The following is a 23,714-nucleotide window of genomic DNA, read 5'->3' on the forward strand; positions in this document are numbered from 1 at the left end:
GCGACGTCCTCAACCCCGCCAGAAGCGCGCGGCGAGCAAGCAGAGGCCATCCATCGACCTCCGCGAGGACCCCCGGACTCTCCATCGCCCGGGCTTCATCGCTCGACCACAGCCCGCCGCCATCGAGAACGTGGATCCGACGCCCTCCCCGTCCGACGGGATGGAGAGATTATACGCCCCCCCTCTACGCGGACGGCAGATCGCCTCGGGAAAAGGCGATGTCTTTGATCGCGCGGGAGGGTTTTGTGACTATCGGACTATAATTCCGGGAAATGCCGGCACAGCGGCACGGCTGTCTAGCGGCCGGTCACCGGGAGGTGGCGGGTCAGGAAGGTCTCGATTTCCGTCAGCACCAGCGACTCGCTCTTCGTCGACCAGGCGTTGTGGCCCTCGTCCTCCAGCTCGACCAGGCGCACGTCAGCGCCGACGCGGCGGAGGGCGCGTTCCATGTCGCGCGACTGGTCGTAGGGCACCAGATCGTCGTCGGCCCCGTGGATCAGCAGGGTCGGCGTGCGCCAGCCCTCGACGTGGCGGACCGGCGAGCGGGATTCCAGCCGCTCGCGGTCCCGGCCGGGGTCGCCGATCGAACGGAGCCAGTAGGCGTAGGTGTCGGAATCCTCGCCGTTGACGCGCCGGGTGTGGGCCATCAGGGCCGGCAGATCACTGATGCCGGCGACGGAGATGACGCAGCGATAGAGGTCGCTCTGGGTCGCGCCGCCCCAAAGCGCCGCGTAGCCGCCGTAGCTGGCGCCGAGGATGCAGACCTGCGACCGGTCGACCAGGCCTTCGCGGACCAGCTGGTCGACGCCGGCGGTGATGTCGTCCTGCATCCGCCCGCCCCATTCGCCGTAGCCCGCCACGGCGAAGTCCCGGCCCATGCCGGCCGAGCCGCGGAAGTTGGGCTGGAACACCTGGTAGCCGCGACTGGCGAGGAACTGCGCCCACATGTCCCAGGTGAGCTGGTCTCGCACCTCCGGCCCACCGTGGGGCATGACGATCAGGGGCGCGGTGGCGCCGGTGTCGTTGGCCGGCCGGGTGAGGTAGCCGAACAGGGCGGTTCCGTCGGCGGCCAGGTAGTCATAGCGGAAGGCCCGGCCGAGCGCGGACGCCGGCAGGTCCGCATGGGTGTCGCCGATCGGCTCGAGACGCTTTTCGGCGACCCGGTACAGGTAGAAGGTTCCGGGATTGTGAGGGGCCGTGACCTCGATGACCCAGAGATCACCGTCGTCGGTCCGGGACCGGATGCGGACGCCGGCGTCCTCGTCGAAATGGCGGCGCAGGCTGGCCATCACCGCCTCGCGCTCCGGATCGGCGAAGGCGCACTGGAAGGTGTCGGCCACCTTGCAGCCGCCGAGGAAGGCGTTGGTCTCAAGATCGACCACGAGGCCCGCGGCGTCATACTGCGGATCGCGCCAGATCGCCTGTCCGAGCGTCCGGGTGCGGAAGTCGTAGATGTGGACCCCCGCGACGGATTCGGGCGCGTCATCTTCCGGCCTGACGATCACATAGACCTGGCCGGGTTCCTCGGCCGGCCCGACGAAGGCGTAGTCCGGCAGGTCCCGGATTTTGTCCTTCCGGAGCCGGAACACCTCGGTCCAGCGCCCGTCCGCGCCGCGCGCCTCCATGACGAGGACCTTGTCCAGCACGCCCCGGCTCATCGTGCGGCCGACGATCTTCCCGTCCCGGTCGGTGATGTATGAGAGGGCGTTGCGGTCGCCGTTCTCGACCTGCTCCGCCTCGCCGGTCAGGACGTCGATACGGGCGACATCGAGTCCGTTCTCGACATAGGTCATCAGGATATGGCCGGGATCGTCGGGCAGCATGTCCAGCACCGGCCCGGGCCGGCCGTCCCGCGTCGACGGCGGCTTGATCTCGATGAAGCCGCCGCCGTCGCGAGCCACCGAGAAAAGCCCCTGACCGTAGCGCCAGTTGCGGATCTCGCCGTCGGCCCGGTCGCCGTGCCGGTCTATGTCCAGAAGGGTCATCCGGACGATCAGGCGGTCCTCGCCCTTCCAGCGAAACCAGTCGATGAACTGGCCGCCGAAATCCTCGTTGGCGGTGCTGCCCAGCACCGGGGTCGCGGTCCCGGTCTGCAGGTCGTGCACATACAGATTCCGGACGGCGCCGGCGCGGCGGATGAAGGCCAGATACCGCCCGGACGGCGACAGGCCGGGGTCCGAGAGCACTGACTCGGCGGTGAAGTCGGCGATGGTCGGCGGGGCGGCCGCCTCCTGCGCCTGGAGAGGCGCGGCGCCCAGCGCCAGCGCCGCCGCGACGGCCGCGATGCTCGTTCTGCCCATCTGCTTCCCCCCGGACTGGCTAGCGCAGCGTCCCCGTGCCCTCGATCTCGATCGGGCCGGTCATGAAGACATGGCCCGAAGACTCGTCCCAGTCGATCTCCAGTTCGCCGCCGTCGGCCTCGATGACGGCGTGGCGGCCGGTCAGGCCGCGGCGGGCGGCGGCGACGAGGGCGGCGCAGGCGCCGGTGCCGCAGGCCTTGGTCAGGCCGGCGCCGCGCTCCCAGACGCGCAGGCGGATGCGGTCGGGAGCCAGCACATGGGCGAAGCCGACGTTGACGCCCTCGGGAAACAGCGGGTGGTGCTCGACCAGCGAGCCGGAGCCGCGCACGAAGGCGTCGTCCTGGCGGTCGGTGAAGAAGACTACGTGCGGATTGCCCATCGAGACCGCGCCGGGGGTGTGCAGCAGCGGCGCGTCGATGGGGCCGACCTGAAGCTCGATGCCGCGGGTGTCCATCTCCTCGGCCAGCGGGACTTCGCTCCAGTCGGTGGCGGGAGCGCCCATGTCGACGCGCACCCGGTGATCCCCGGCGCGGGTCGCCGTGGTCGGGCCGCCCAGGGTGTCGATGACGACCGAGTCCTTGCCGGTCGACTGCATCAGCAGCCAGCCGACGCAGCGCAGGGCGTTGCCGCAGGTCTCGACCTGGCCGCCGTCGGCGTTCCAGACGCGCATGAAGGCGTCGGCGGCATCGGACGGTTCTATGGCGATCAGCTGGTCGCAGCCCTGACCGTGTTCGCGGTCGGCGATCGCGCGCACCTGGTCGGCCGTCGGCGCGAACGGCGTCTCGAGCGCGTTGACGACCACGAAGTCGTTGCCGGCGCCGTTCATGCGGACGAAAGGACGGTTCATTGGAGGCGATATAGGCCTTGCCGGTTCCTTGCGCGAGCGACGCGCGTTATCGCTGGGCCATGAGCCGCTCCCGACCCGAGACCGAGACCGTTCCGAAGGCCGAGGGCCTGCGGCTGAGGGCCCGGCTGCGTTACCTCTACCACGGCTCGTCGCCGCTGGCCGTGCGCTTCCGGCTGGCGGTCATCGTCGTCGATTTCGCCATCATCGGCTTCTTCCTCGCCGCGCCGATCCTGCGCGAGGCGGGCTGGGCCTTCTACGTCGTCGACGCCATCGTCGCCGTGGCGCTGATGGCCGACCTCACCGGCCGGGCCCTGGCCTATACGGACATCAAGGACTGGCTGAAGAAGCCCACCACCTGGGTCGACCTGTTCATTCTCGCCACCCTGCTGTTCCCGCAGTCGCTGTACAATTTTGGCTTCCTGCGCATGCTGCGGCTGTGGACGCTGCTGAGTTCCGACTTCTTCTGGCGCACGGTCGGGCGCAGGTTCGACGACACCCGGGTGGAGGAGGTGACGCGGGCGATGGCCGCGCTGGTGACCTTCGTCTTCGTCGCCACGGGCTTCGTCTACGCCACCTTCCGCAACGACCATCCGGGCCTGACGGGCTATCTGGACGCCCTCTATTTCACCGTCACGACCCTGACCACTACCGGCTTCGGCGACATCACCCTGCCGGGCGCATGGGGGCGGTTGTTGTCGATCATCATCATGCTAACGGGGATCACCCTGTTCCTGCGTCTGGCCCAGACGCTGGTGCGGCCGCACAAGGTCAGGTTTCCCTGCCCGGTCTGCGGCCTGCAGAAGCACGATCCCGACGCGGTGCACTGCAAGGCCTGCGGCGAGACGCTGTGCATCCCGGACGAGGGGCATCACTGAGGAGGGGGGTCGACAGGCGCCTGTCGCCTCACCCTCAAATGACAAAACCGTAACCTCGCCGCGCGCCGCCTTGTGACGGGGCGTTCGCCGGGTAAGGTGCCGGCCGACCAACTGTCGGGGACTCTCCGGGGCCCCTATCGCGCTTCGCGCTACTTGAGGGGCCAACGCCATATGATCCGCACCGCCGCGCTTGCCGCGCTTCTCGCCACCACAGCCCTGTCGAGCGCCGCCATGGCCCAAAGCATGCCCGCCCCCGCCGCTGCCGAGGTTTCCGGCGGCGGAGGGTTCGCGACCTCGGACGCGACCGACCCGTATCTGTGGCTGGAAGAGGTCGACGGTGAGCGGGCCATGGCCTGGGTCAACGAACACAACGAGCGCTCGCTGGGCGTGCTGCGCGGCGACCCGCGCTACGAGACCCTGCACGCGCAGGCGCTGGAGATCGTCCAGTCGCGCGACCGCATCCCGTCGCCGGGCTTCAACCACGACGGAACGATCGACAATTTCTGGCAGGACGCGACGCATGTGCGCGGCGTCTGGCGGACCACGACGCTGGACAGCTACGGCTCGGCCGATCCGCAGTGGGAGACGGTGCTGGACATCGACGCCCTGGCGGCGGCCGAGGGCAAGAACTGGGTCTACAAGGGCGCGACCTGCCTGCCGCCCGAGGAGACCCGCTGCCTGATCTCGCTGTCGGACGGCGGCAAGGACGCGGTGACGGTGCGCGAGTTCGACCGGGCCACGAAGACCTTTGTCGAGGACGGCTTCGTGCTGCCGGAATCCAAGGGCGGGGCGTCGTGGGTCGACGCCGACACCCTGCTGGTGGCGCGCGATTTCGGGCCGGGCACGATGACGAGCTCGGGCTATCCGATGCTGGTCAAGGTGCTGAAGCGCGGCCAGACGCTGGATCAGGCGACGACGGTGTTCACCGGCCAGCCGACCGACGTGTCGGTGTCGGGCTACACCCTGCGCGACGCCGACGGGGTGGTGAAGGCGACGCTGATCAACCGGGGCGTCAGCTTCTACGAAGGCGAGACGCACCGGCTCAACGCCGACGGCTCAACCACGAAGCTGGAGCTGCCGGCCAAGTCGAACATCAACGCCCTGGTGCGCGGCCAGATGGTGGTCACGACCGATCAGGACTGGACCGCGCCGTCCGGGCAGGAATTCCGCACCGGCGACGTCATCGCCTGGGACCTCGAGCGCTGGCTGGCCGATCCGGCGACGCCGGCCCAGCTGGTCATCCGGCCGGGCGAGCGCGAGGCCATCGAAGGCCTGACCGCGACCCGCAACAAGCTGGTCGTGGCGCTGTACGAGAACGTGCGCGGCTCGGTCTATGTCTATGAGCCGAACCCGGCCGGCGAGTGGAGCCGGACCCGGCTGGACCTGCCGCAGAATGTGACGGTCGGCGTCGGTTCGGCCAGCGAGCGCGACGACAAGGTGTTCGTCAGCGTGGCCGGCTATCTGAACCCGTCCAGCCTGTATCTCGCGGACGCGGCGGCGGGCTCGGCGGACGTGGTCAAGTCGCTGCCGGCCAAGTTCGACGCCACCGGCATGGTCGTCGAGCAGTTCGAGGCGACTTCGGCCGACGGCACGAAGATTCCATATTTCGTCGTCCACAAGGGCGACATGCCGATGGACGGCTCGAACCCGACCCTGCTGTACGGCTACGGCGGCTTCCAGAGCTCGCTGCTGCCGGGCTATTCGGCCACCGTCGGCAAGCTGTGGCTGGAGCGGGGTGGGGTCTACGTCATCGCCAACACGCGCGGCGGCGGCGAGTTCGGGCCGCGCTGGCACCAGGCGGCGCTGCAGGAGAACCGCCAGCGCTCGCACGAGGATTTCCAGGCCGTGGCCATGGACCTGATCGCCCGAAACATAACCTCGCAGCCGCGGCTCGGGGTGATGGGCGGCTCGCAGGGCGGGCTGTTCATGGGAGCGATGCTGACCCAGCGGCCGGACCTGATCAACGGCGCGGTCATCCAGGTGCCGCTGTTCGACATGCTGCGCTTCCACAAGCTGCTGGCCGGGGCTTCGTGGATCGCGGAATACGGCAACCCGGACGTGCCCGAGGAGCGGGCGTGGATCGAGCGCTATTCCCCCTATCAGAACCTGCGCGCGGGCCAGCCCTATCCGGAGGTGTTCATCCACACCTCGACCAAGGACGACCGGGTGCATCCGGGCCACGCCCGCAAGGCGGCGGCGCGTCTGGAGGAGCTGGGCTATCCGGTGCTGTTCTACGAGAACACCGACGGGGGTCACGCGGCGGGTGCCAACCTGCAGGAGACGGCCCGGCGGATCGCGCTGGAATACACCTATCTGAGCCGGCGGCTGATGGACGCGCCGGCGGCGGAGTAGGCGAACAAGCCGCTCATCCCGGCGAAAGCCGGAAGCCGGTGCTTTCACGGAAGCGCGGCGGTCGGGACGTGCGGATCGGAAACCGGGCGGCGCCAGTCGCCCAAAGAACTGGGTCCCGGCTTTCGCCGGGATGAGCGGAGTTTGTTGATGCGTCACCTGATCCTGTCCGTATCGATCCCGGCCCTGCTGTTGGCGGCCTGCGCCACGGGGCCATCGGAGGAAGCGGTTTACGGCCTGGCGCCCGACATGGTGCAGGGCCCGCTGGAGCCGACGAAGCCGGCGCTTCCGCCGCACTTCCCGGCCGACCTGAGCCCGGCCGGCGTGCGGGCCGCCGACGATCATCTGGCGCTGGAGGAGGTCGAGGGCGCCGAGGCCATGGCCTTCGTGGCGGAGTCGAACCGCAAGGCGCTGGCGGCGCTGGAGGGCGACCGGCGCTACGAGACCTTCCGCCAGCAGGCGTTCGACATCCTGTCGGCCACCGACCGGATTCCGTCGCCGAGCTTCCTCGGCGAGGGTATCGGGAATTTCTGGCAGGACGCGGCCAATCCGAAGGGGATCTGGCGGCGGACGACCCTGGACTCGTACCGGTCGGACAACACGCAGTGGCAGACCCTGCTCGACATCGACGCCCTCGCCAGGGCCGAGGGCAGGGACTGGGTGTGGAAGGGCGCGGACTGCCTGGCGCCGGACGAGACCCGCTGCCTGATCAGCCTGTCGGACGGCGGCAAGGACGCGGTGGTGGTGCGGGAGTTCGACACCACGACGGGGCTGTGGGTAGAGGACGGCTTCATCCTGCCCGAGGGCAAGCACCGGCTGGAATGGCTGGACCGCGACACCCTTCTGGTGGCCACCGACTTCGGCCCGAACACGCTGACGGAGAGCGGCTACCCCTTCATCGTCAAGGCGCTGAAGCGCGGCCAGACGCTGGCGCAGGCGACGGAAGTCTATCGTGGCGACATCGGCGACGGCGGCTATGGGGTGAGCCCGAGCGTGTTTCGCGACAAGGACGGGCGGATCGAGGCGGTGCTGTTCCACCGCCCGCTGGACACCTTCCGCGCCGAAACCTGGCGCTGGGTCGACGGCCGGACGGTCAAGCTGAACCTGCCGGAAAGGGTATCGGTCTACGGCACTCTCGGGGATCGTCTGATTATCTCAAACGACCAACCCTGGTCCTGGATGGGTCGGGAGATCGCGCCGGGCTCCCTGTTGGCCCCACGGCTCGAGGCGCTCGCGGACGGCGCCAGCCCGGGCATCAACGCCCATGCCGAACCGGACGTGATCTTCACTCCCGGCCCACGGCAATCGCTTCAGGATGTCGCCATCGTCGGCAAGGATATCTCCGACGGCGCGGTGGTCGCGGCGATCTCCGACAACGTCGTGGGACGCCTGATCCGGTTCCAGTTCGGCGCCGCCACAGTCCCCGATCGCACCCGGGTATGGCAGGCCTCGGACATCGCGGTCGCGGAGAACAGCGCCGTGAGCCTCGGCGACTCGTCCAAGAAATCGCGCCGGGTGTTCGTTTCATCACAGGGCTTCCTGACGCCGACGACGCTGGCGCTGCTCGAGCCGACTGCGACGGCTCCGGAAGCTCTCCGCTCCGCCCCCGCCAAGTTCGACGCCTCGACCCATGTCGTCGAGCAGTTCGAGGCCACGTCGTCGGACGGAACGAAGATCCCCTATTTCGTGACCCGGCCGCGCGACATGGCCATGGACGGGACGGCCCCGACCATCCTGTTTGGCTACGGCGGCTTCCAGGTTTCGTTCCCGCCCGCCTACAAGCCCGAGATGGGCAAGCTATGGCTGGAGAACGGCGGCGTCTTCGTCCAAGCCAATATCCGCGGCGGCGGCGAGTTCGGGCCGGAGTGGCACCAGAGCGTGCTGAAGGAGGATCGCCAGCTGGCCTTCGACGACTTCGCCGCCGTGGCCGCCGACCTGCACCGGCGGGGCATCACCAGCCCGCGCCGGACCGGCATCTACGGCCGTTCGAACGGCGGGGTGCTGACCTCGGTGATGATGACCCAGCATCCGGAGCTGATCAATGCAGCGGTGATCGAGAGTCCGCTGATCGACATGCTGCGCTATCACGAGCTGCCCGCGGGCGCGTCGTGGATCGGCGAATACGGCGACCCGCGCATCCCGGAAGAGGCGGCCTTCATCGCCCGCTATTCGGCCTATCAGCAGCTTCGTCCGGATGCGGAGTATCCGCGCGTCTACATCACGACCAACACCCGCGACGACCGGGTGCATCCGGGCCATGCGCGCAAATTCGCGGCGCGGCTGGCCGAGATGGGCCACGACCACGTCTATTACGAGGAGACGGCGGGCGGGCATTCGAACGACGCCGACCCGGTCGCGAACGCCCGGCGCTGGGCCCGGCACTACGTGTATCTGGCGCAGCAGCTGATGGACTAGGGACGCGGCGTCCTTCTCCCCCAACGGGAGAGGACGGGTCATGCCGGTTCGACGACCTTCAGCTTCTTCGGCCTCTCCGCCCTGGCCGCCTTCTTCGCCAGTTTGGCGGCCTTCTTCGCGGCCTTCGCCTCCGCCTTCGCCTTTTCGGGGGCCGCGTCGGCGACGCCGGCGAGGTCGGCGAGGCGGGCGAGGAAGCTGTCGCGCTTCGCCTTCGGCAGGAGGGCGAGAATGCGTTTGTCGGCGGCCTCGACCCGGGGGCGGGCGGCCTGCAGCGCGGCTTCGCCGGCGGCCGACAGGCGGACCGCCTTTGCGCGGGCGTCGAGGGTCGAGCGCTCGCGCTCCAGCAGCCCCTTGGTGGTCATGCGGGCGACGAGATCGGCGAGGGTCGAGCGGTCGATGCCGGTGGCGCGGACCAGATCGGTCTGGGTCAGACCGGACCTGTGCGACACTGCCTCGAGCACGGCGAACTGGCGCTGGGTCGGGCCATCGGGGCCCGTCTCCTCGGCGTAGATGTCGAGCGCCAGCTGCAGGGCGCGGTGCATCAGGTGGCTGGGCGAGGCGGCGAGGCCTGCGCGGCGGGTTTTGCTGCTGGACTTGACCATCGACCGTATCCCCTCGGCTTCACCGCAGGGGTAGCAGCCGCGCTTTACGGTTTGACGACGAACGGTCCGGGTGCGGCCAAGGCCGCCCTCAGGGGGCGCGGTCGGGTTCGGCGGGGGCCATGGGGTCGACCGGTTTGTCGGTCGAGGTCAGGTTGCGCAGGATCAGCGGGATCTGTGACAGGCCGAACACCGAGGAGGCGATCCACAGCACGCCGCGGAAGCTGACCCAGACGTCGGCCGGATCGACGTCGCCGCGCCCGATGCGTTCGGCCGCCCAGGCGACCAGCGCCTCGCTGCGGACCAGCTCGTTGGTGAGGGCGACGCAGGCGAAGAAGACGCCGTAGCGAATCGTCAGAATGCGCCAGGCCCGGTCGTTGATCGGGATGACGCTGCCGAGCAGGGCCTTCAGCGGCTGCTTGCCCATGGCCAGACCGCCGAGCAGGGCGACCGTCAGCGAGGCGTTGAGGATGGTGACCTTGAGCTTGACCCACAGGCCGTCGCCGGTGAGCAGGGTCAGCAGGCCGAAGACGAGGGCGAAACCGCCGACGATCAGCGGCAGCAGGGCCAGTCGTTTCTCGACGATCAGACCGACGGCGACGCCGACGGCGGACCCCGCGACCAGGAACCAGGTGGCGTTGACCAGGGCGTCGTCGCCCTCGACGCCGCGCAGGCGGAAGAACAGGAAGGCCAGGCCGAAGGCGACCAGTCCGCCGAAGTCGACCAGCTGGCGCAGGTTCGACTCTTTCTGCGCCGGGGCGGGGGTGGTTTCGGGCTCGCTCATGCGTCAGTCCTCGAGTCCCACCAGCGACCGTGAAAAGGCCCGGGCGTCGAAGGGTTGCAGATCCTCGACGCCCTCGCCGACGCCGATCAGCTTGATCGGGGCGTCGGAGGCCTGGGCGACGGGGACGAGGACGCCGCCGCGGGCGGTGCCGTCCAGCTTGGTCATGACGAGGCCGGAGACATAGGCGGTGCGGCCGAAAATCTGCTCCTGCGCCAGGGCGTTGCGGCCGACCGTGGCGTCGAGCACCAGAAGCGTCTCGTGTGGGGCCTCCGGGTCGATCTTCTTGAGCACACGGACGATCTTGAGCAGTTCGTCCATCAGCTGCTGCTTGTTCTGCAGCCGACCTGCGGTGTCGATCAGGACGACGTCGAACCCTTCCGCCTTCGCCCGGGTATAGGCGTCGAAGGCGAGGCCAGCGGGGTCGGCCCCGTCGCGGCGGCTCTCGAAGGTGGCGCCGGCGCGCTCGGCCCAGACCTTGAGTTGTTCGCGGGCGGCGGCGCGGAAGGTGTCGCAGGCCACGATCATGACCCTGGCGCCGCGTCCCGTGAGGTCGGCGGCGATCTTCCCGAGCGTCGTGGTCTTGCCTGAGCCGTTGACGCCGACGAACAGGGTGACGAAGGGGCGGGGGCCGTCGAGCGGCTCGTAGCGGGCCTCGTGGCCGACCAGTTCGGCGGCGACGGCCTCGGCCAGGGCTTCCTTGACCTCGCGCTCGTTCGCCCCGGCGCCGAAGCGCAGCTCCCGGAAGCGGGCGACGATGCGGTCGGTGGCGGCCGGGCCGAGGTCGGATTCGAGCAGATGCTCTTCCAGGCCTTCGAGAGCGGCCTCGGAGAGGGGTTCCTTGACGAAGGCGGCGACGACCTGCTCGGTCATCTGTTTGGAGGAGCGGGAGAGGCCCTCCGTCAGGCGGGACAGCCAGCCCTTTTTCGGCGCATCGTTCATGAGTTGGCTTTAGCGGGGCGAAGCGGGCGCGTCACGCGATCTCGCGCCCTCCCGCCCCCCGCCGTCATCCTCGGACCTGATCCGAGGATCAGACGTGGGGCCGGGCTGTGCGGCCGGGGCGGCCCGGCGATCGCGCTCGCGTCGGTCTCGGCGGAGCACCGACGGTCTGACCCTCGGGTCAAGCCCGAGGGTGACGGCGGTGGTTGGGGCGTTCTTGGATCAACAGTTTGCGCCTATATGAGCATAAGTCGCGGTCCAGCCGCGCAATGCTGGACAGGACTGGGTCCCGGCTTCCGCCGGGATGAGCGGATCGAGAGATGGCCAAGACCGACGCATTCCATTCGCCCACCACCCACGGCTTCGTCCGCGTCGCGGCGGCGACGCCGGTGGTGCACACCGCAGACCCCGTAGCCAACGCCGACGAGCACATGGCGCTGATCCGGCAGGCAGGCGAGCGAGGCGTGGACCTGCTGGTGTTTCCGGAGCTGTCCCTGAGCGCCTACGCCATCGACGACCTGGTCATGCAGGGGGCGCTGCTGGACGAGGTCGAACGGCAGGTCGGGCGGCTGGCGCCGGTGACGGCGGAGACGGGCGTGGTGGTCGTGGTCGGGGCGCCGCTGCGGCGCGAGGACCGGCTCTACAACTGCGCCGTGGTTCTGGGGAACGGGCGCATTCTGGGGGTCATCCCCAAGACGTATCTGCCCAATTATCGGGAGTATTACGAGAAGCGTTGGTTCTCGGCGGGCGGCGACGTGTCGAGCCGCGACGGCGACCTGACCGTGGCGGGCGAGGAGGCGCCGTTCGGCGTCGACCTGGTGTTCGAGGCCCCGAACCGGCCGGGCTTCGTGTTTGGGGTCGAGATCTGCGAGGACTACTGGGCCCCGCTGCCGCCGTCGACGCGGCAGGCGCTGTCGGGCGCGCGCATCCTGCTCAACCTGTCGGCCTCGAACATCGTAATCGGCAAGGCCGACGAGCGGGCCCTGCTGTGCGCCAGCCAGTCGGCGCGGGCCATGGCGGCCTATGTGTTCGCGGCCTCGGGTTGGGGCGAGAGCACCACCGACCTGGCGTGGGACGGGCAGGCGACGATCCACGAGCTGGGGGCCCGGCTGGCCGACGGGGAGCGTTTCGCGCTGGAGAGCCATCTGACCGTGGCCGACATCGACGTCGAGCGGATCGGGCTGGACCGGCTGCGCAACGGCACCTTCGCCGACTGCGCGCGGGACGAGCTGGACGGATACCTGTTCGAGCGGGTCCTGTTCGACGCCCGGGAGACGGCGGCGGCCGGCGACCTGATCCGCCCCCTCGATCGCTTCCCGTTCGTGCCGGACGATCCGGCGCGGCTGGACCAGGACTGTTTCGAGGCCTTCAACATCCAGGTGCAGGGGCTGATGCGGCGGCTGAAGGCGACGAATGGCGAGCGAATCGTCATCGGCGTCTCGGGCGGGCTGGATTCGACCCACGCCCTTCTGGTGGCCTGCCGCGCCTTCGACCGGCTGGGCCTGCCGAGGAGCGGCATCCTCGGCTACACCATGCCGGGGTTCGCCACCTCCGAGGGGACGAAGTTCAACGCCTGGGCGCTGATGAAGGCGCTGGGGATCACCGGCGCCGAGATCGACATCCGGCCGACGGCCACGACCATGCTGGAGGGCATCGGCCATCCGTTCGCCAGGGGCGAGCCGGTGCACGACATCACCTTCGAGAACGTGCAGGCGGGACTGCGCACCGACTATCTGTTCCGGCTGGCCAACCAGAACCGGGCCTTCGTGCTGGGCACCGGCGACCTGTCGGAACTGGCGCTGGGCTGGGCCACCTACGGCGTCGGCGACCACATGAGCCACTACAACGTCAACGGCGGCGTGGCGAAGACTCTGATGCGGCACCTGATCCGCTGGGTGGCCGACCGGGCGGTCGTGGGGGAGGACGTGGTCCCGATCCTGCGCGGCATCCTCGGCACCGAAATTTCACCGGAGCTGGTGCCGGCGAAGGACGGCAGGATCCAGTCGACCGAGGGGACGGTCGGGCCCTATGCGCTGAACGACTTCTTCCTGTTCTACGTCACCCGTTTCGGGCTGAAGCCGTCGAAGGTGGCCTATCTGTGCCACGAGGCGTGGAAGGACGCCTCGCGCGGCGACTGGCCGGCGGGCACGCCGGACGACGAGAAGATCGAATACGACCTCGCGACCATCAAACACTGGCTGCGGAAATTCCTCGTCCGCTTCTTCCAGACGTCCCAGTTCAAGCGCTCGGCCCTGCCCAACGGGCCGAAGGTAGTCACCGGCGGCTCGCTGAGCCCCCGCGGCGACTGGCGGGCGCCGTCGGACAGCACGGCCCGGGTCTGGCTGGACGAGCTGGAAGCGACCGTTCCGGACGCCTAGGGCAGTTCCCCCAGGAACGGGAAGATCGCCGCCTTGGCCTCGGGCTCGTCGAGCATGGGGGCGTGGCCGACGCCGGGGACCTCGACGTAGTCCATCTTCGGAGCGCGCTTGCGCATCTTCGCGGCGATGGCCTCGCTGAGCAGGTCGGAGGTCTGGCCGCGCACCAGCAGCACCGGGCGCGCCTTGGCGAGGCGGTTGAACATCGGCCACAGATTGGGGACCAGCGCCCTGGGGCCGGCGGCCCTGATAGGCACGGCGATGTCAGGGTCGTAGTTCAGCACCGGCGCCCCCTCGGTCCCGATCCTGAAGGTGCGGCGGGCGAAGGCGTCCCAGTCGGCGTCGGTGTAGTGCGGGAAGGCGACCTCGTTGATTCGTCGCGAATACGCGGCGGCGTCGGCCCAGGTCGGAGTGTCGACCGGCTGACCGGAATAGGCGGCGATGCGCGCCAGGCCTTCCTTCGCCACCTCGGGGCCGACGTCGTTGAGGATGGCGGCGGCGATGACCTTCGAGCGGATGGCGGCCAAGGCCATGGTGATCAGCCCGCCCATGGAGGTGCCGAGGAAGACCGCGCGGGCGAACCCGGCCTGCTCCAGCAGGGCCAACACATCGTGGGCGTAACTTTGGGGCTGGTAGGTCATCGGATCGGGGGCGCGGTCCGACAGGCCGCGGCCGCGCACGTCGATGGCCAATACCCGGCGGCCGCTCTGGGCGATCAGCGGGGCGATGGCCTCGAAGTCCGCCGAGTTGCGGGTCAGGCCGTGGATGGCGATCACCGGCAGCTTCGCCGGGCCGGAAGCGGCGGCGTAGTCGCGCGCGTACAGGCAGAGCCCGTCCGGACTGGTCCAGCGGCGGTCGGCGAAGGTCTGGGTCATGCGGGGCTCCGGAGTCTGGCCGGAGTAATTCACCGCCGGACGAATTCCATCAATGGCCGAGGAGGTCTTTTACGAAACGATCGAGGTTTCCGCCCTCGAAGCGGAAGCCGGGGATGCCGGCGCGGCGGGCGGCCTCGAGGTCGGAAGGCTGGTCGCCGATGAGGAAGGAACGGGCCGGGTCGATGCGGCGCTCGTCGATGGCGCGCAGGATCATGCCGGGGTTGGGCTTGCGGTCGGGGTGGTCCGGGTGGCGGTAGCGCTCGTCCAGCGCCTCGGCGTGGAAGGGGCAGGCGTAGACCGCGCCGATCACCGCCTGCTGCGCCGCCATGCGCCGCACCAGCAGGGCGTTGAAGGCCTTCATCTGGTCTTCGCTGAACAGGCCGCGGGCGACGCCGGACTGGTTGGTGACGACGACGCACAGATAGCCGAGCTGGTTCAGGCGGCGCACGGCCTCGCAGGCGCCGGGGATGAAGCGCAGGTGCTCTTCGAGATGGGGGTAGCCGGTGTCCTCGATCAGGACGCCGTCGCGATCGAGGAAGACGGCGGGAACGCCGGATGTCATGATGGCCGCATACGGCGCCGCGCCGCTTCGTTGCAACCCGTCACGGGAAGTGACCCCGCGCGATTTGGCTTCGCGGGGAGCGATTTGCTAGGGAGCGCCACCCCGGCGCGGCCCGACCGCGCGAACGGAGACCGCCCGGAATGACCCTTCCCTTCATCGATCTCCAGGCCCAGCGCCTGCGGCTGAACGGCGCCATCGAGGCGGCCGTGCAGGCCGCCGTTGTCGGCGGCGCCTGGGTGATGGGACCGCAGGTGCGCCAGTTCGAGGCCGATCTGGCCGCCTTCGGTCAGGCGAAACACGCGCTGGGCTGCGCCAACGGCACCGACGCCTTGGCCCTGCCGCTGATGGCGTGGGGGATCGGGCGGGGCGACGCGGTGTTCGTGCCGTCGTTCACCTTCGCCGCCACGGCCGAGATCGTGCCGTGGTTCGACGCCGAGCCGGTGTTCATCGATGTCGACGCCGGGACCTACAACATGGACCCCGCCCATCTGGAGGCGGCCATCGAGGCGACGCTGAAGGAAGGCCGGCTGAAGCCGCGCGTGGTCATCGCCGTCGACCTGTTCGGCCAGCCCGCCGACTATCCGGCCATCAAGGCGATCTGCGACAGGCACGGGCTCAAGCTGATCTGCGATTCCGCCCAGGGCTTCGGTTGCACCATCGACGGCAAGCATCCGCTGGAGTGGGCCGACATCACCACCACCAGCTTCTTCCCGGCCAAGCCGCTGGGCTGCTATGGCGACGGCGGGGCGGTTCTGACCAATGACGACGACCTGGCCCAGCTGATCGACTCGATCCGGGTGCACGGCAAGGCGGTGGCGCTGGACCTGAAGGACCGCAGCTTCGAGCACGACCCCAAATACCTGAACATGCGCATCGGGCTGAACAGCCGGCTGGACACCATCCAGGCGGCGGTGCTGATCGAGAAGCTGAAGGTGTTCGGTCAGGAGATCGAGTGGCGCAACCGGATCGCGGCCCGCTACAACGAGGGCCTGCGCCCGCATGTGGCGGCGGTTCCCGACGTGCCGGCGGGCAATGTCTCCAACTGGGCCCAGTACACCATCGAGCACGACGACCGGGACGGGCTGGCGGCGCATCTGAAGGAACAGGGCGTGCCGACGGCGGTCTATTATCCGATCCCGCTGCACCTGCAGCCGGCCTATGAGATGTATCCGCGCGGGCCCCAGGGGCTGCCGGTGACGGAACGGCTCAAGGACCGGGTCATCAGCCTGCCGATGCATTCCGACCTCGACGAGGCGACGCAGGACCGCATCATCGCCGCCGTCGCGTCCTTCAAGGGCTGATCCGCATGACCACCCACCAGTCCGTGCTGAAGTTCGGGGTCGCCGGCGCCGGCGTCATGGGGCGCAACCACGCCCGGGTGCTGTCGGATATCCGCGACGTCGAACTGACCCATGTCTTCGATCCCGACGCCGGGACGGCCGAGGGCGTCGCCGCCGCCTATGGCGCGAGCGCGGTGACCGCGGCGGAGGCCTTCGTCGACGCCGGGCTGGACGCGGCGGTGGTGGCGACCCCTAACCGGCACCATGCCGACCTGTCGGTGGCCCTGCTGGAGAAGGGCGTCCACGTGCTGGTCGAGAAGCCGATCGCCGCCTCGCTGGCCGACGCCCGGCGCATGATCGACGCGGCGAAAGCCAACGGCCGGGTGCTGATGGTCGGCCAGGTCGAGCGCTTCAATCCGGCCGTCGACGCGGTCAAGCGGGCCATCGACGGCGACGACATCATCTCCATCCAGATCACCCGCGTCGGCCCGTTCCCGCCGCGCATGGGCGAGGTCGGGGTGGTTATCGACCTGGCGGTGCACGACATCGACATCATCCGCCACCTGACCGACAGCGAGATCGCCGAGGTCCAGCCGCAGCTGGCCCGCACCCGCGCCGAGCGCGAGGACACCGCCCTGCTGCAGTTCCGGCTCGAGAACGGAACCATCGCCCACATCACCACCAACTGGGTCACCCCCTACAAGGTGCGCACCCTCCAGGTCGCCACCCTGAACCGGTTCGTGGTCGCCGACCTGATCACCCGCCAGGTGACCGAGTATTTCGGCCAGCAGGCCGATGGCTCCTACCAGACCCGCGCCGTCAACAGCTGGCCCGCCGAGCCGCTGAAGAAGGAACTCGAAGCCTTCGCCCACGCCATCCGCACCGGCGAGAGCCCGGCGGTGACGGGCGAGGACGGGCTGCGCAACTTGGAAGTGGCGCTGAGGTGCCTCGGGGAAGGCTGAACCCGGCTGAGCGTCCGCGCGTTACCCCCGCATGACTGAGGTTCCCATCACCCCCGCCCCCGGCGACGAGGCCGAGCCCGGCACGCCCGGCACCGGCGAGAACATCTGCCCCGGCTGCAACGGCACGGGGCTGGTGGGCGACCGGCCGTGCCCGACGTGCGAGGGCTCCGGCCGGGTCATCGAGGGTATCGGCGGAGGCTGACCGCCTCAGGCGTGGATGTCCACGTCCTTGCCTTCGCGGACCAGCAGGAAGCCGACCACGGCGGTCAGCACAGCGATCGCCACCGGGTACCAGAGGCCGAAGTAGATGTTTCCCGTGGCGGCGACCATGGCGAAGGAGACCGTCGGCAGGAAGCCTCCGAACCAGCCGTTGCCGATGTGGTAGGGCAACGACATCGAGGTGTAGCGGATATTGGTTGGGAACATCTCGACCAGGGCGGCGGCGATGGGGCCGTAGACCATGGTGACGTAGAAGACGAGCAGGAACAGGATCGCCACCACCAGAGGCTTGTTGACCAGGGCGCTGTCCGCCTTCGCCGGATAGCCGGCGGCGGTCAGGGCGACGCCGAGTTCCGTCTCGAAGACCGCCTTGCGGGCGGTGAACTCCTCACGGCTGATGGCGCCGCTCGGGATGGAGCTCCACCCGATGTCCTCGACGATGATGCTGTGGAAGCTCGAAACCGACTGGTCGCCGATACGGACCTCGGCCGCCGCGCCTGCGGGGGCCTCGACGTTCCGGTAGGGGACGCCCGCCTTCGCCAGATACGCCTTGGCGAGATCGCAGGAGCTGGTGAATTTCTGCTTGCCCACCGGATCGAACTGCAGCGAGCAGTCGGCCGGGTCGGCATGGACCGTCACCGGCGCGCTGGCGGCGGCCGCGCCTAGGCGGGGATTGGCGGCGTCGGTCAGGGCGTGGAACAGCGGGAAATAGGTCAGGGCCGCCAGCAGGCAGCCGGTCAGGATGATCGGCTTGCGGCCGACCCGGTCCGACAGCCAGCCCCAGAAGACGAAGAAGGGCGTGGCCAGCAGCAGGGCGGTGGCGATGAGGATGTTGACCAGGGCGCCGTCGACCTTGAGCACCCGTTCGAGGAAGAACAGGGCGTAGAACTGGCCGGTGTACCAGACCACAGCCTGACCGGCGGTGAGGCCGACAAGGGCGATCAGCACGATCTTCAGATTGGACCATTTGCCGAAGCTGTCCTTCAGCGGGCTCCGGGAGCCGCGGCCCTCGGCCTTCATTTTCCGGAAGGCGGGGCTTTCGTCGAGTTTGAGCCGGATCCACAGGGAGACGCCGAGCAGCAGGATCGAGACAAGGAAGGGGATGCGCCAGCCCCAGGCGGCGAAGGCCTCCTCGCCGACGGCGAAACGGACGCCGAGGATGACGACCAGACTCAGCAGCAGGCCGGCCGTCGCGGTGATCTGGATGAAGGAGGTGTAGAAGCCGCGCCTTCCGGGCGGGGCGTGCTCCGCGACATAGGTGGCCGCGCCGCCGTATTCGCCGCCCAGCGCCAGCCCCTGGATCAGCCGCATGGCCACGAGGATGACCGGCGCCGCGATCCCGATCGCCGCGTAGGGCGGCAGCAGGCCGACGATGAAGGTCGACAGTCCCATCAGCATCATGGTGACGAGGAAGGTGTTCTTGCGCCCCCAAAGGTCGCCCAGCCGCCCGAACACCACGGCGCCGAAGGGCCGCACCGCGAAGCCGGCCGCGAAGGCCAGCAGGGCGAAGATGTAGCCGGTGGTCTCGTTCACGCCCGAGAAGAACTGGGCGGTGATGATCGCGGCCAGCGAGCCGTAGAGGTAGAAATCGTACCACTCGATCACCGTCCCGACCGAGGAGGCGAGGATGACCAGCCGGTCCCGGCGGTCGACGGTGTGGTCGGGCGTGGCGGCGGCCTCGGTCATGCGTAATCTCCCCTTGGTCGGCGACGGTTCAGCCGACGACCTGCATCCCCAGCCATTCCGCGATCAGGGCCGGCTTGTCGGCGCCCTCGATCTCGACCGTGACCTCGTGCTTGAGCAGCCAGCGGCCGCCGCCCCTGTCCTCGACGGACAGTAGTCTGAACCGCCCTCGCACATTGGAGCCGGCGCGAACCGGGGCGAGGAAGCGCAGTTTGTCGAAGCCGTAGTTGACGCCCATGACCACGCCCTCGAGCGGCGGCACGGCGTCGTAAGTCATGGCCGAGAGCAGGCCGAGGGTCAGGAAGCCGTGGGCGATCGTGCCGCCGAAGGGGGTGGCCTTCGCCGCCTCCGGATCGATGTGGATGAACTGCCGGTCCTCGGTGACCTCGGCGAAGGCGTCGATGCGGGCCTGGTCGACGGTGATCCAGCGGCTGACGCCGATCTCCCGTCCGATCAGCCCGGGCAGGTCGGCGACGGGCGTGGGCGTCCCCTTGCGTTCGGTGCGGCTCATGCGGGCAGGCTCCGGCTCAGGCGATGGGGGTGAAGCGGTCTTCGATGATGGAGGCGAACAGGGACGGGTCGACATTGCCGCCGGACAGGACGACGGCGGTGGTGCGGTCGCGGGCCTGGATCCTGCCGGCCAGCAGGGCGGCCAGCGACACGGCGCCGCCGGGCTCCACGACCAGCTTGAGCACGCGGAAGGCGTAGCGGACGGCCTCGGCGACCTCGGCGTCGGAGACGGTCTCGATGCGGTCGAGACGGCGGTTGATCGGGAAGGTCAGCTCGCCCGGGCGGTCGGTCATCAGGGCATCGCAGATCGTGCCGGGGGCGGGGGCATGGGTCAGCCGCTCGTCGGCCGCGAGGGACAGCTGGGTGTCGTTGTAGTGCCGCGGCTCGACGCCGATCACCGGCGTGTGAGGCGACAGGGCCGCCATCGACAGGTTGATGCCCGCGATCAGCCCGCCGCCCGAGGCCCCGCAGACCAGCTGGTCGAGCGGCGCGGCCCCGAGCGCCCTGGCCTGATCCATGATCTCGAGACCGACGGTGCCCTGGCCCTCGATCACGAAGGGATCGTCAAACGGGCGGACGAGGACCGAGCCCTTCGAGGCGGCGATCTCCTCGCCGATGGCCTCTCGGCTCTCGGTGTAGCGGTCGTACATGCGCACCTCGCCGCCGAAGGCGCGGACGCCCTCGACCTTCACGATCGGGCTGTCGGCGGGCATGACGATGATGGCCCCGATGCCGAGAATCTGTGCGGCGGCGGCGACGGCCTGGGCGTGGTTGCCGGAGGAATAGGCGACCACGCCGCGCGCCTTCTCCTCGTCGGTGAGGCGGCTGATGCGATTCCAGGCGCCGCGGAATTTGAAGGCGCCGGCGAGTTGCAGGTTCTCGGCCTTGAGCAGGACACGGCCGCCGACACGGGCGTTCAGCGCCGGGCTTTCGATCAGGGGCGTGCGCACGGCGTGGCCGGCGATCTGGCGGGCGGCGTCCCGAACGCCGGCGAAGGAGGCGGTGTGCATGGAAGGCACTTAACCGCATCGCTTCGGCCTGCGTAAGATGGCGAGATGCAAAGTCTGATCCTCGCCATCGACCAGGGCACGACGTCGACGCGGGCTATCGCCTTCGAGACGGCGCCGGAGGGCGGGCTGCGGCCGGTGGCGGTCAGCCAGATCGAGCTGGCCCAGCATTTCCCCCGGCCGGGGTGGGTCGAGCACGACGCGGCGGAGATCTGGGCGGCGACGCTGCAGACCTGCCGCGAGGTCATCCGCAAGGCGGGCGGGGTCGGGCGGTTCGCGGCGATCGGCATCACCAACCAGCGGGAGACTTCGGTGATCTGGGACGCGGCGTCCGGCGAGCCGCTGCACAGGGCCATCGTCTGGCAGGACCGCCGCACGGCCGCCGCCACCGGGCGGCTGGCGGCGGAGGGGCATGAGGCGATGGTGCAGGCGGCGACGGGGCTGATCCTCGATCCGTATTTCTCGGCTTCGAAATTCGCCTGGCTGCTGGACGCGGTTCCGGGGACGCGCGAGCGGGCGGAACGGGGCGAGGTCAGGCTGGGGACCATCGAGACCTGGCTGATCTGGAAGCTGACCGGCGGGGCAAGCCACGTCACCGACGCGACCAACGCCAGCCGGACCTCGCTGATGGATCTGGCGAGGCGTGAGTGGCGGACCGATCTGGCGAAGCTGTTCAATGTCCCGATGGCGGGACTGCCGGAAATCCGGGGTTGCGCCGATCACCTCGGTGACTGCGAGCCGTCGCTGCTCGGCGCGCCGCTGCCGATCCACGGGGCGGCGGGCGATCAGCAGGCCGCGTTGGTGGGACACGGGGCGCTGAAGGCCGGGGACGCCAAGATCACCTATGGCACCGGGGCCTTTCTGGTCGCCAACGTCGGGCCGGCGCCGGTGGCCTCGACCAGCCGGCTGCTCGGCACGCTGGGCTACGCCGCCGACGGTCAGGTCGCCTATGCGCTGGAGGGGTCGATCTTCTCGGCCGGGTCGGCGATCCAGTGGCTGCGCGATGGGCTGAAGGTGATCTCGGAATCGCGCCAGTCGGAGGCGATGGCGCAGGGGCTGAAGGACAACGGCGGGGTCTACCTGGTCCCCGGCTTCACCGGACTGGGCGCGCCGTGGTGGGAGCCGGACGCGCGCGGGACCATCGTCGGCCTGACGCGGGACAGCGGCCCGGCGCAGATGGTGCGGGCGGCGCTGGAGAGCCTCGCCTATCAGACGCGGGACCTGCTCGACGCGCTGGCGAAGGACGGGGCGCCGAAGCTGAAGGTGCTGAAGGTCGACGGCGGAGTGACGGCCAACGCCTTCGCCATGCAGTTCGTGGCCGACATCTGCGAGGTCGTGGTCGAGCGGCCGGCGTTCCAGGAGATGACGGCGCTGGGCGCGGCCAAGCTGGCGGCGCTGGGCGTCGGCCTGATCGGCGATCTCGAGGATCATCCAGTCGAGGCCCCGGCGCGGTGGGAGCCGCGCATGGGGGCCGAGGAACGCGAGCGGCTGCTGAAAGGCTGGCGCGGGGCGGTCCGGGCCGCCATCATCGCCGCGCAATGAGCCAGTCACACCCCGAAGACGCCCAGTCGACCTTCTCCGGCACGCGTGAGGTCGATCCCCGCCATGCCCTCGACGAGTCCAGGCTGGGCGAATGGCTCGAGGCCAATGTCGAGGGCTACGCGGGACCGCTGACGATCCGCCAGTTCAAGGGCGGCCAGTCGAACCCGACCTATGAACTGGCCACCCCGGGCCGGACCTATGTGCTGCGCCGCAAGCCGCCCGGGACGCTGCTGGCCTCCGCCCATGCGGTCGACCGCGAGTATCGGGTCATCTCGGCGCTGCACGCGCAGGGCTATCCGGTGGCGCGGCCCTGGGCGCTGTGCGTGGACGACAGCGTCATCGGCTCGATGTTCTACGTCATGGACAAGGTCGAGGGCCGGGTGCTGTGGGACCTCAAGCTGCCGGGTCTGACGCCGGTCCAGCGGCGCGCCGTCTATGACGCCCAGGTGGATGCGCTGGCGGCGCTGCACGCCTTCGATCCCGCCGCGATCGGACTGGCCGACTACGGAAAGCCGGGCAACTATTTCGAGCGTCAGTTGGGGCGCTGGACCAAACAGTACCGGGCGTCGGAGATCGAGCCGATCGCGGCCATGGACCGGCTGATCGAATTCCTGCCCGCGACCCTGCCGCCGGAGGGACCGACGCGGATCGTCCACGGCGATTTCCGCCTCGACAACCTGATCCTCGCCCCCGAGGCGCCGGAGGTGCGGGCGGTGCTGGACTGGGAGCTGTCGACGCTGGGCGACCCGATGGCCGACTTCTCCTATCTGCTGATCGCCTGGGTGATCCCGGCCTCGGCGCGCAACGGACTGGCCGGAGCCGACATCGAGGCGTTGGGCATCCCGAGTGTCGAGCAGACGGTGGACCGTTACGCCGGCCTGACCGGAGCCGCGCCGCAGAACCTCGACTGGCTGTTCGCCTACAACCTGTTCCGGCTGGCGGCGATTTGTCAGGGCATCGCCGGACGGGTGCGCGATGGCACGGCCGCCTCGGCCCATGCGAAGACGATGGCGGCGCAGGTCCCGATGCTGGCGGCGGGCGCACTGGCCTTCGCGAAGAAGGCCGGCGCCTGACCCCTAGTTGGTCAGCACCTGAACACGGGTCCACAGCGCGCCGCGATTGACCACGTGCACCCGCAGCCGGGCCGGCGCGCCGGGGGCGAGGGTGCAGACCGGATAGTGGTCGCCGAAGCCGTCGGCGCACAGCACCTTGCCCGAGGCGTCGCGGACGGTGAGGTCGACGTCGGTGTCGCCGTCGCCGATCGCCGCGATGCGCAGGATCTCGGCGCCGCGGGCGTCGATCTCGAAGCTCCAGGTTTCGCGCGAGCCCAGCCGCTTCACCGTCGACACCGGGCCCTCGCCGAACGGCGATGAGGCGACCCCGACCACCATCCCCGGCGGCGGGGGTGGAGGAGGCGGCGGCGGAGGCGGTGGCGGAGGAGGAGGTGGTGGTGGCGGTGCGGCCGGTGCGGCAGCCTGTGTATCCGTCTTCGCGGGCTCGTCCTTGAGCGTGACGACGCCCTCGGCCGACGGCGCCGCAGGCTCGGCCTTGGTCTCGGTCTTCGTCTCTGTGCTGCTGCTGCCGGTCGCGGTGG

Annotated in this window: 20 protein-coding genes; 9 read left to right on the forward strand and 11 right to left on the reverse strand. The window is 69.6% G+C overall.

Going from position 1 to position 23,714, the window contains the following annotated elements; all coding sequences use genetic code 11:
- Positions 1 to 296 precede the first annotated feature (296 nt).
- Both VEC04_RS00650 and dapF read right to left on the reverse strand, forming a co-directional pair.
- Entirely contained in the window at positions 297 to 2,300 is a 2,004-nt protein-coding gene (locus VEC04_RS00650; RefSeq protein WP_324772795.1) for a S9 family peptidase, read from the reverse strand.
- Positions 2,301 to 2,319: 19 nt separating this feature from the next.
- Positions 2,320 to 3,147 carry a diaminopimelate epimerase gene (dapF, locus tag VEC04_RS00655; RefSeq protein ID WP_324772797.1) on the reverse strand — a complete coding sequence of 276 codons (828 nt, stop codon included), beginning with the start codon at positions 3,145 to 3,147 and terminating at the stop codon, positions 2,320 to 2,322.
- Between the two features lie 59 nt (positions 3,148 to 3,206).
- Between dapF and VEC04_RS00660 the strand changes: the two genes are divergently transcribed.
- From VEC04_RS00660 to VEC04_RS00670, 3 genes are all read left to right on the forward strand, one after another.
- Entirely contained in the window at positions 3,207 to 4,022 is an 816-nt protein-coding gene (locus VEC04_RS00660; protein WP_324772799.1) for a potassium channel family protein, read from the forward strand.
- 171 nt (positions 4,023 to 4,193) lie between these two features.
- On the forward strand, positions 4,194 to 6,374 hold the full coding sequence (locus VEC04_RS00665) for a prolyl oligopeptidase family serine peptidase (protein ID WP_324772801.1): 2,181 nt from the start codon (positions 4,194 to 4,196) through the stop codon (positions 6,372 to 6,374).
- 147 nt (positions 6,375 to 6,521) lie between these two features.
- Positions 6,522 to 8,786, forward strand: a complete 2,265-nt coding sequence (locus VEC04_RS00670; protein ID WP_324772802.1) for a prolyl oligopeptidase family serine peptidase — start codon at positions 6,522 to 6,524, stop codon at positions 8,784 to 8,786.
- A 38-nt stretch (positions 8,787 to 8,824) separates the two neighbouring features.
- Here the strand turns inward: VEC04_RS00670 and VEC04_RS00675 are convergent, their stop codons facing one another.
- The 3 genes from VEC04_RS00675 to ftsY form a co-directional block, all read right to left on the reverse strand.
- A complete protein-coding gene (locus VEC04_RS00675; RefSeq protein ID WP_324772804.1) occupies positions 8,825 to 9,388 on the reverse strand; it encodes a MarR family transcriptional regulator in 564 nt (187 codons plus the stop codon).
- A gap of 88 nt (positions 9,389 to 9,476) precedes the next feature.
- Positions 9,477 to 10,169, reverse strand: coding sequence for an inner membrane-spanning protein YciB (locus tag VEC04_RS00680; protein WP_324772806.1), 693 nt, complete (start codon positions 10,167 to 10,169; stop codon positions 9,477 to 9,479).
- 3 nt (positions 10,170 to 10,172) lie between these two features.
- A complete protein-coding gene (ftsY, locus tag VEC04_RS00685) occupies positions 10,173 to 11,108 on the reverse strand; it encodes a signal recognition particle-docking protein FtsY (protein WP_324772809.1) in 936 nt (311 codons plus the stop codon).
- Positions 11,109 to 11,425: 317 nt separating this feature from the next.
- On the opposite strand from ftsY, the gene VEC04_RS00690 reads away from it, so the two are divergent.
- Positions 11,426 to 13,483, forward strand: a complete 2,058-nt coding sequence (locus tag VEC04_RS00690) for an NAD(+) synthase (protein ID WP_324772811.1) — start codon at positions 11,426 to 11,428, stop codon at positions 13,481 to 13,483.
- On the opposite strand, the gene VEC04_RS00695 is transcribed toward VEC04_RS00690, so the two are convergent.
- Positions 13,480 to 14,355 carry an alpha/beta hydrolase gene (locus tag VEC04_RS00695; protein WP_324772813.1) on the reverse strand — a complete coding sequence of 292 codons (876 nt, stop codon included), beginning with the start codon at positions 14,353 to 14,355 and terminating at the stop codon, positions 13,480 to 13,482. The genes VEC04_RS00690 and VEC04_RS00695 overlap by 4 nt on opposite strands.
- A 49-nt stretch (positions 14,356 to 14,404) precedes the next feature.
- Positions 14,405 to 14,917: an HAD family hydrolase gene (locus VEC04_RS00700; protein WP_324772815.1), complete on the reverse strand. Its 513-nt coding sequence runs from the start codon at positions 14,915 to 14,917 to the stop codon at positions 14,405 to 14,407.
- A 140-nt stretch (positions 14,918 to 15,057) separates the two neighbouring features.
- Between VEC04_RS00700 and VEC04_RS00705 the strand changes: the two genes are divergently transcribed.
- The 3 genes from VEC04_RS00705 to VEC04_RS00715 are packed head-to-tail and all read left to right on the forward strand — an operon-like array spanning position 15,058 to position 17,361.
- Complete coding sequence (locus tag VEC04_RS00705; protein ID WP_324772817.1) at positions 15,058 to 16,218, forward strand: DegT/DnrJ/EryC1/StrS aminotransferase family protein; 1,161 nt, start codon at positions 15,058 to 15,060, stop codon at positions 16,216 to 16,218.
- Positions 16,219 to 16,223: 5 nt separating this feature from the next.
- A complete protein-coding gene (locus VEC04_RS00710; RefSeq protein WP_324772819.1) occupies positions 16,224 to 17,159 on the forward strand; it encodes a Gfo/Idh/MocA family oxidoreductase in 936 nt (311 codons plus the stop codon).
- A 31-nt stretch (positions 17,160 to 17,190) separates the two neighbouring features.
- Entirely contained in the window at positions 17,191 to 17,361 is a 171-nt protein-coding gene (locus tag VEC04_RS00715) for a hypothetical protein (protein WP_324772821.1), read from the forward strand.
- A gap of 5 nt (positions 17,362 to 17,366) precedes the next feature.
- On the opposite strand, the gene VEC04_RS00720 is transcribed toward VEC04_RS00715, so the two are convergent.
- From VEC04_RS00720 to VEC04_RS00730, 3 genes are read right to left on the reverse strand one after another with little or no spacing between them, the layout of a single operon-like run.
- A complete protein-coding gene (locus tag VEC04_RS00720; RefSeq protein ID WP_324772823.1) occupies positions 17,367 to 19,064 on the reverse strand; it encodes an MFS transporter in 1,698 nt (565 codons plus the stop codon).
- A 28-nt stretch (positions 19,065 to 19,092) separates the two neighbouring features.
- Positions 19,093 to 19,572 (reverse strand): MaoC family dehydratase, encoded by a 480-nt coding sequence (locus VEC04_RS00725; RefSeq protein ID WP_324772825.1) that lies wholly within the window; start codon positions 19,570 to 19,572, stop codon positions 19,093 to 19,095.
- A gap of 16 nt (positions 19,573 to 19,588) precedes the next feature.
- Positions 19,589 to 20,581 carry a threonine/serine dehydratase gene (locus tag VEC04_RS00730; protein ID WP_324772827.1) on the reverse strand — a complete coding sequence of 331 codons (993 nt, stop codon included), beginning with the start codon at positions 20,579 to 20,581 and terminating at the stop codon, positions 19,589 to 19,591.
- A gap of 45 nt (positions 20,582 to 20,626) precedes the next feature.
- Here VEC04_RS00730 and glpK point away from each other — a divergent pair, with 45 nt between their 5' ends.
- Positions 20,627 to 22,120, forward strand: a complete 1,494-nt coding sequence (gene glpK / locus VEC04_RS00735; RefSeq protein ID WP_324772829.1) for a glycerol kinase GlpK — start codon at positions 20,627 to 20,629, stop codon at positions 22,118 to 22,120.
- A complete protein-coding gene (locus VEC04_RS00740) occupies positions 22,117 to 23,193 on the forward strand; it encodes a phosphotransferase family protein (protein WP_324772831.1) in 1,077 nt (358 codons plus the stop codon). The genes glpK and VEC04_RS00740 overlap by 4 nt, the downstream gene beginning before the upstream one ends.
- Positions 23,194 to 23,196: 3 nt before the next feature.
- On the opposite strand, the gene VEC04_RS00745 is transcribed toward VEC04_RS00740, so the two are convergent.
- Positions 23,197 to 23,508 carry a hypothetical protein gene (locus VEC04_RS00745; protein WP_324772833.1) on the reverse strand — a complete coding sequence of 104 codons (312 nt, stop codon included), beginning with the start codon at positions 23,506 to 23,508 and terminating at the stop codon, positions 23,197 to 23,199.
- Positions 23,509 to 23,714 lie beyond the last annotated feature (206 nt).

The sequence above is a fragment of the Brevundimonas sp. genome (assembly GCF_035626535.1).
GTDB lineage: Bacteria > Pseudomonadota > Alphaproteobacteria > Caulobacterales > Caulobacteraceae > Brevundimonas.

Excerpts from the sequence above, each read along its gene's own strand:
- dapF (WP_324772797.1), bottom strand. The coding sequence starts at position 3,147 with ATGAACCGTCCTTTCGTCCGCATGAACGGCGCCGGCAACGACTTCGTG.
- VEC04_RS00700 (WP_324772815.1), bottom strand. The coding sequence starts at position 14,917 with ATGACATCCGGCGTTCCCGCCGTCTTCCTCGATCGCGACGGCGTCCTG.
- VEC04_RS00665 (WP_324772801.1), top strand. The coding sequence starts at position 4,194 with ATGATCCGCACCGCCGCGCTTGCCGCGCTTCTCGCCACCACAGCCCTG.
- VEC04_RS00740 (WP_324772831.1), top strand. The coding sequence starts at position 22,117 with ATGAGCCAGTCACACCCCGAAGACGCCCAGTCGACCTTCTCCGGCACG.
- VEC04_RS00695 (WP_324772813.1), bottom strand. The coding sequence starts at position 14,355 with ATGACCCAGACCTTCGCCGACCGCCGCTGGACCAGTCCGGACGGGCTC.
- VEC04_RS00705 (WP_324772817.1), top strand. The coding sequence starts at position 15,058 with ATGACCCTTCCCTTCATCGATCTCCAGGCCCAGCGCCTGCGGCTGAAC.
- VEC04_RS00670 (WP_324772802.1), top strand. The coding sequence starts at position 6,522 with ATGCGTCACCTGATCCTGTCCGTATCGATCCCGGCCCTGCTGTTGGCG.
- VEC04_RS00715 (WP_324772821.1), top strand. The coding sequence starts at position 17,191 with ATGACTGAGGTTCCCATCACCCCCGCCCCCGGCGACGAGGCCGAGCCC.
- VEC04_RS00650 (WP_324772795.1), bottom strand. The coding sequence starts at position 2,300 with ATGGGCAGAACGAGCATCGCGGCCGTCGCGGCGGCGCTGGCGCTGGGC.
- VEC04_RS00725 (WP_324772825.1), bottom strand. The coding sequence starts at position 19,572 with ATGAGCCGCACCGAACGCAAGGGGACGCCCACGCCCGTCGCCGACCTG.
- VEC04_RS00710 (WP_324772819.1), top strand. The coding sequence starts at position 16,224 with ATGACCACCCACCAGTCCGTGCTGAAGTTCGGGGTCGCCGGCGCCGGC.
- VEC04_RS00720 (WP_324772823.1), bottom strand. The coding sequence starts at position 19,064 with ATGACCGAGGCCGCCGCCACGCCCGACCACACCGTCGACCGCCGGGAC.
- glpK (WP_324772829.1), top strand. The coding sequence starts at position 20,627 with ATGCAAAGTCTGATCCTCGCCATCGACCAGGGCACGACGTCGACGCGG.
- VEC04_RS00690 (WP_324772811.1), top strand. The coding sequence starts at position 11,426 with ATGGCCAAGACCGACGCATTCCATTCGCCCACCACCCACGGCTTCGTC.
- VEC04_RS00680 (WP_324772806.1), bottom strand. The coding sequence starts at position 10,169 with ATGAGCGAGCCCGAAACCACCCCCGCCCCGGCGCAGAAAGAGTCGAAC.
- VEC04_RS00730 (WP_324772827.1), bottom strand. The coding sequence starts at position 20,581 with ATGCACACCGCCTCCTTCGCCGGCGTTCGGGACGCCGCCCGCCAGATC.
- ftsY (WP_324772809.1), bottom strand. The coding sequence starts at position 11,108 with ATGAACGATGCGCCGAAAAAGGGCTGGCTGTCCCGCCTGACGGAGGGC.
- VEC04_RS00660 (WP_324772799.1), top strand. The coding sequence starts at position 3,207 with ATGAGCCGCTCCCGACCCGAGACCGAGACCGTTCCGAAGGCCGAGGGC.
- VEC04_RS00675 (WP_324772804.1), bottom strand. The coding sequence starts at position 9,388 with ATGGTCAAGTCCAGCAGCAAAACCCGCCGCGCAGGCCTCGCCGCCTCG.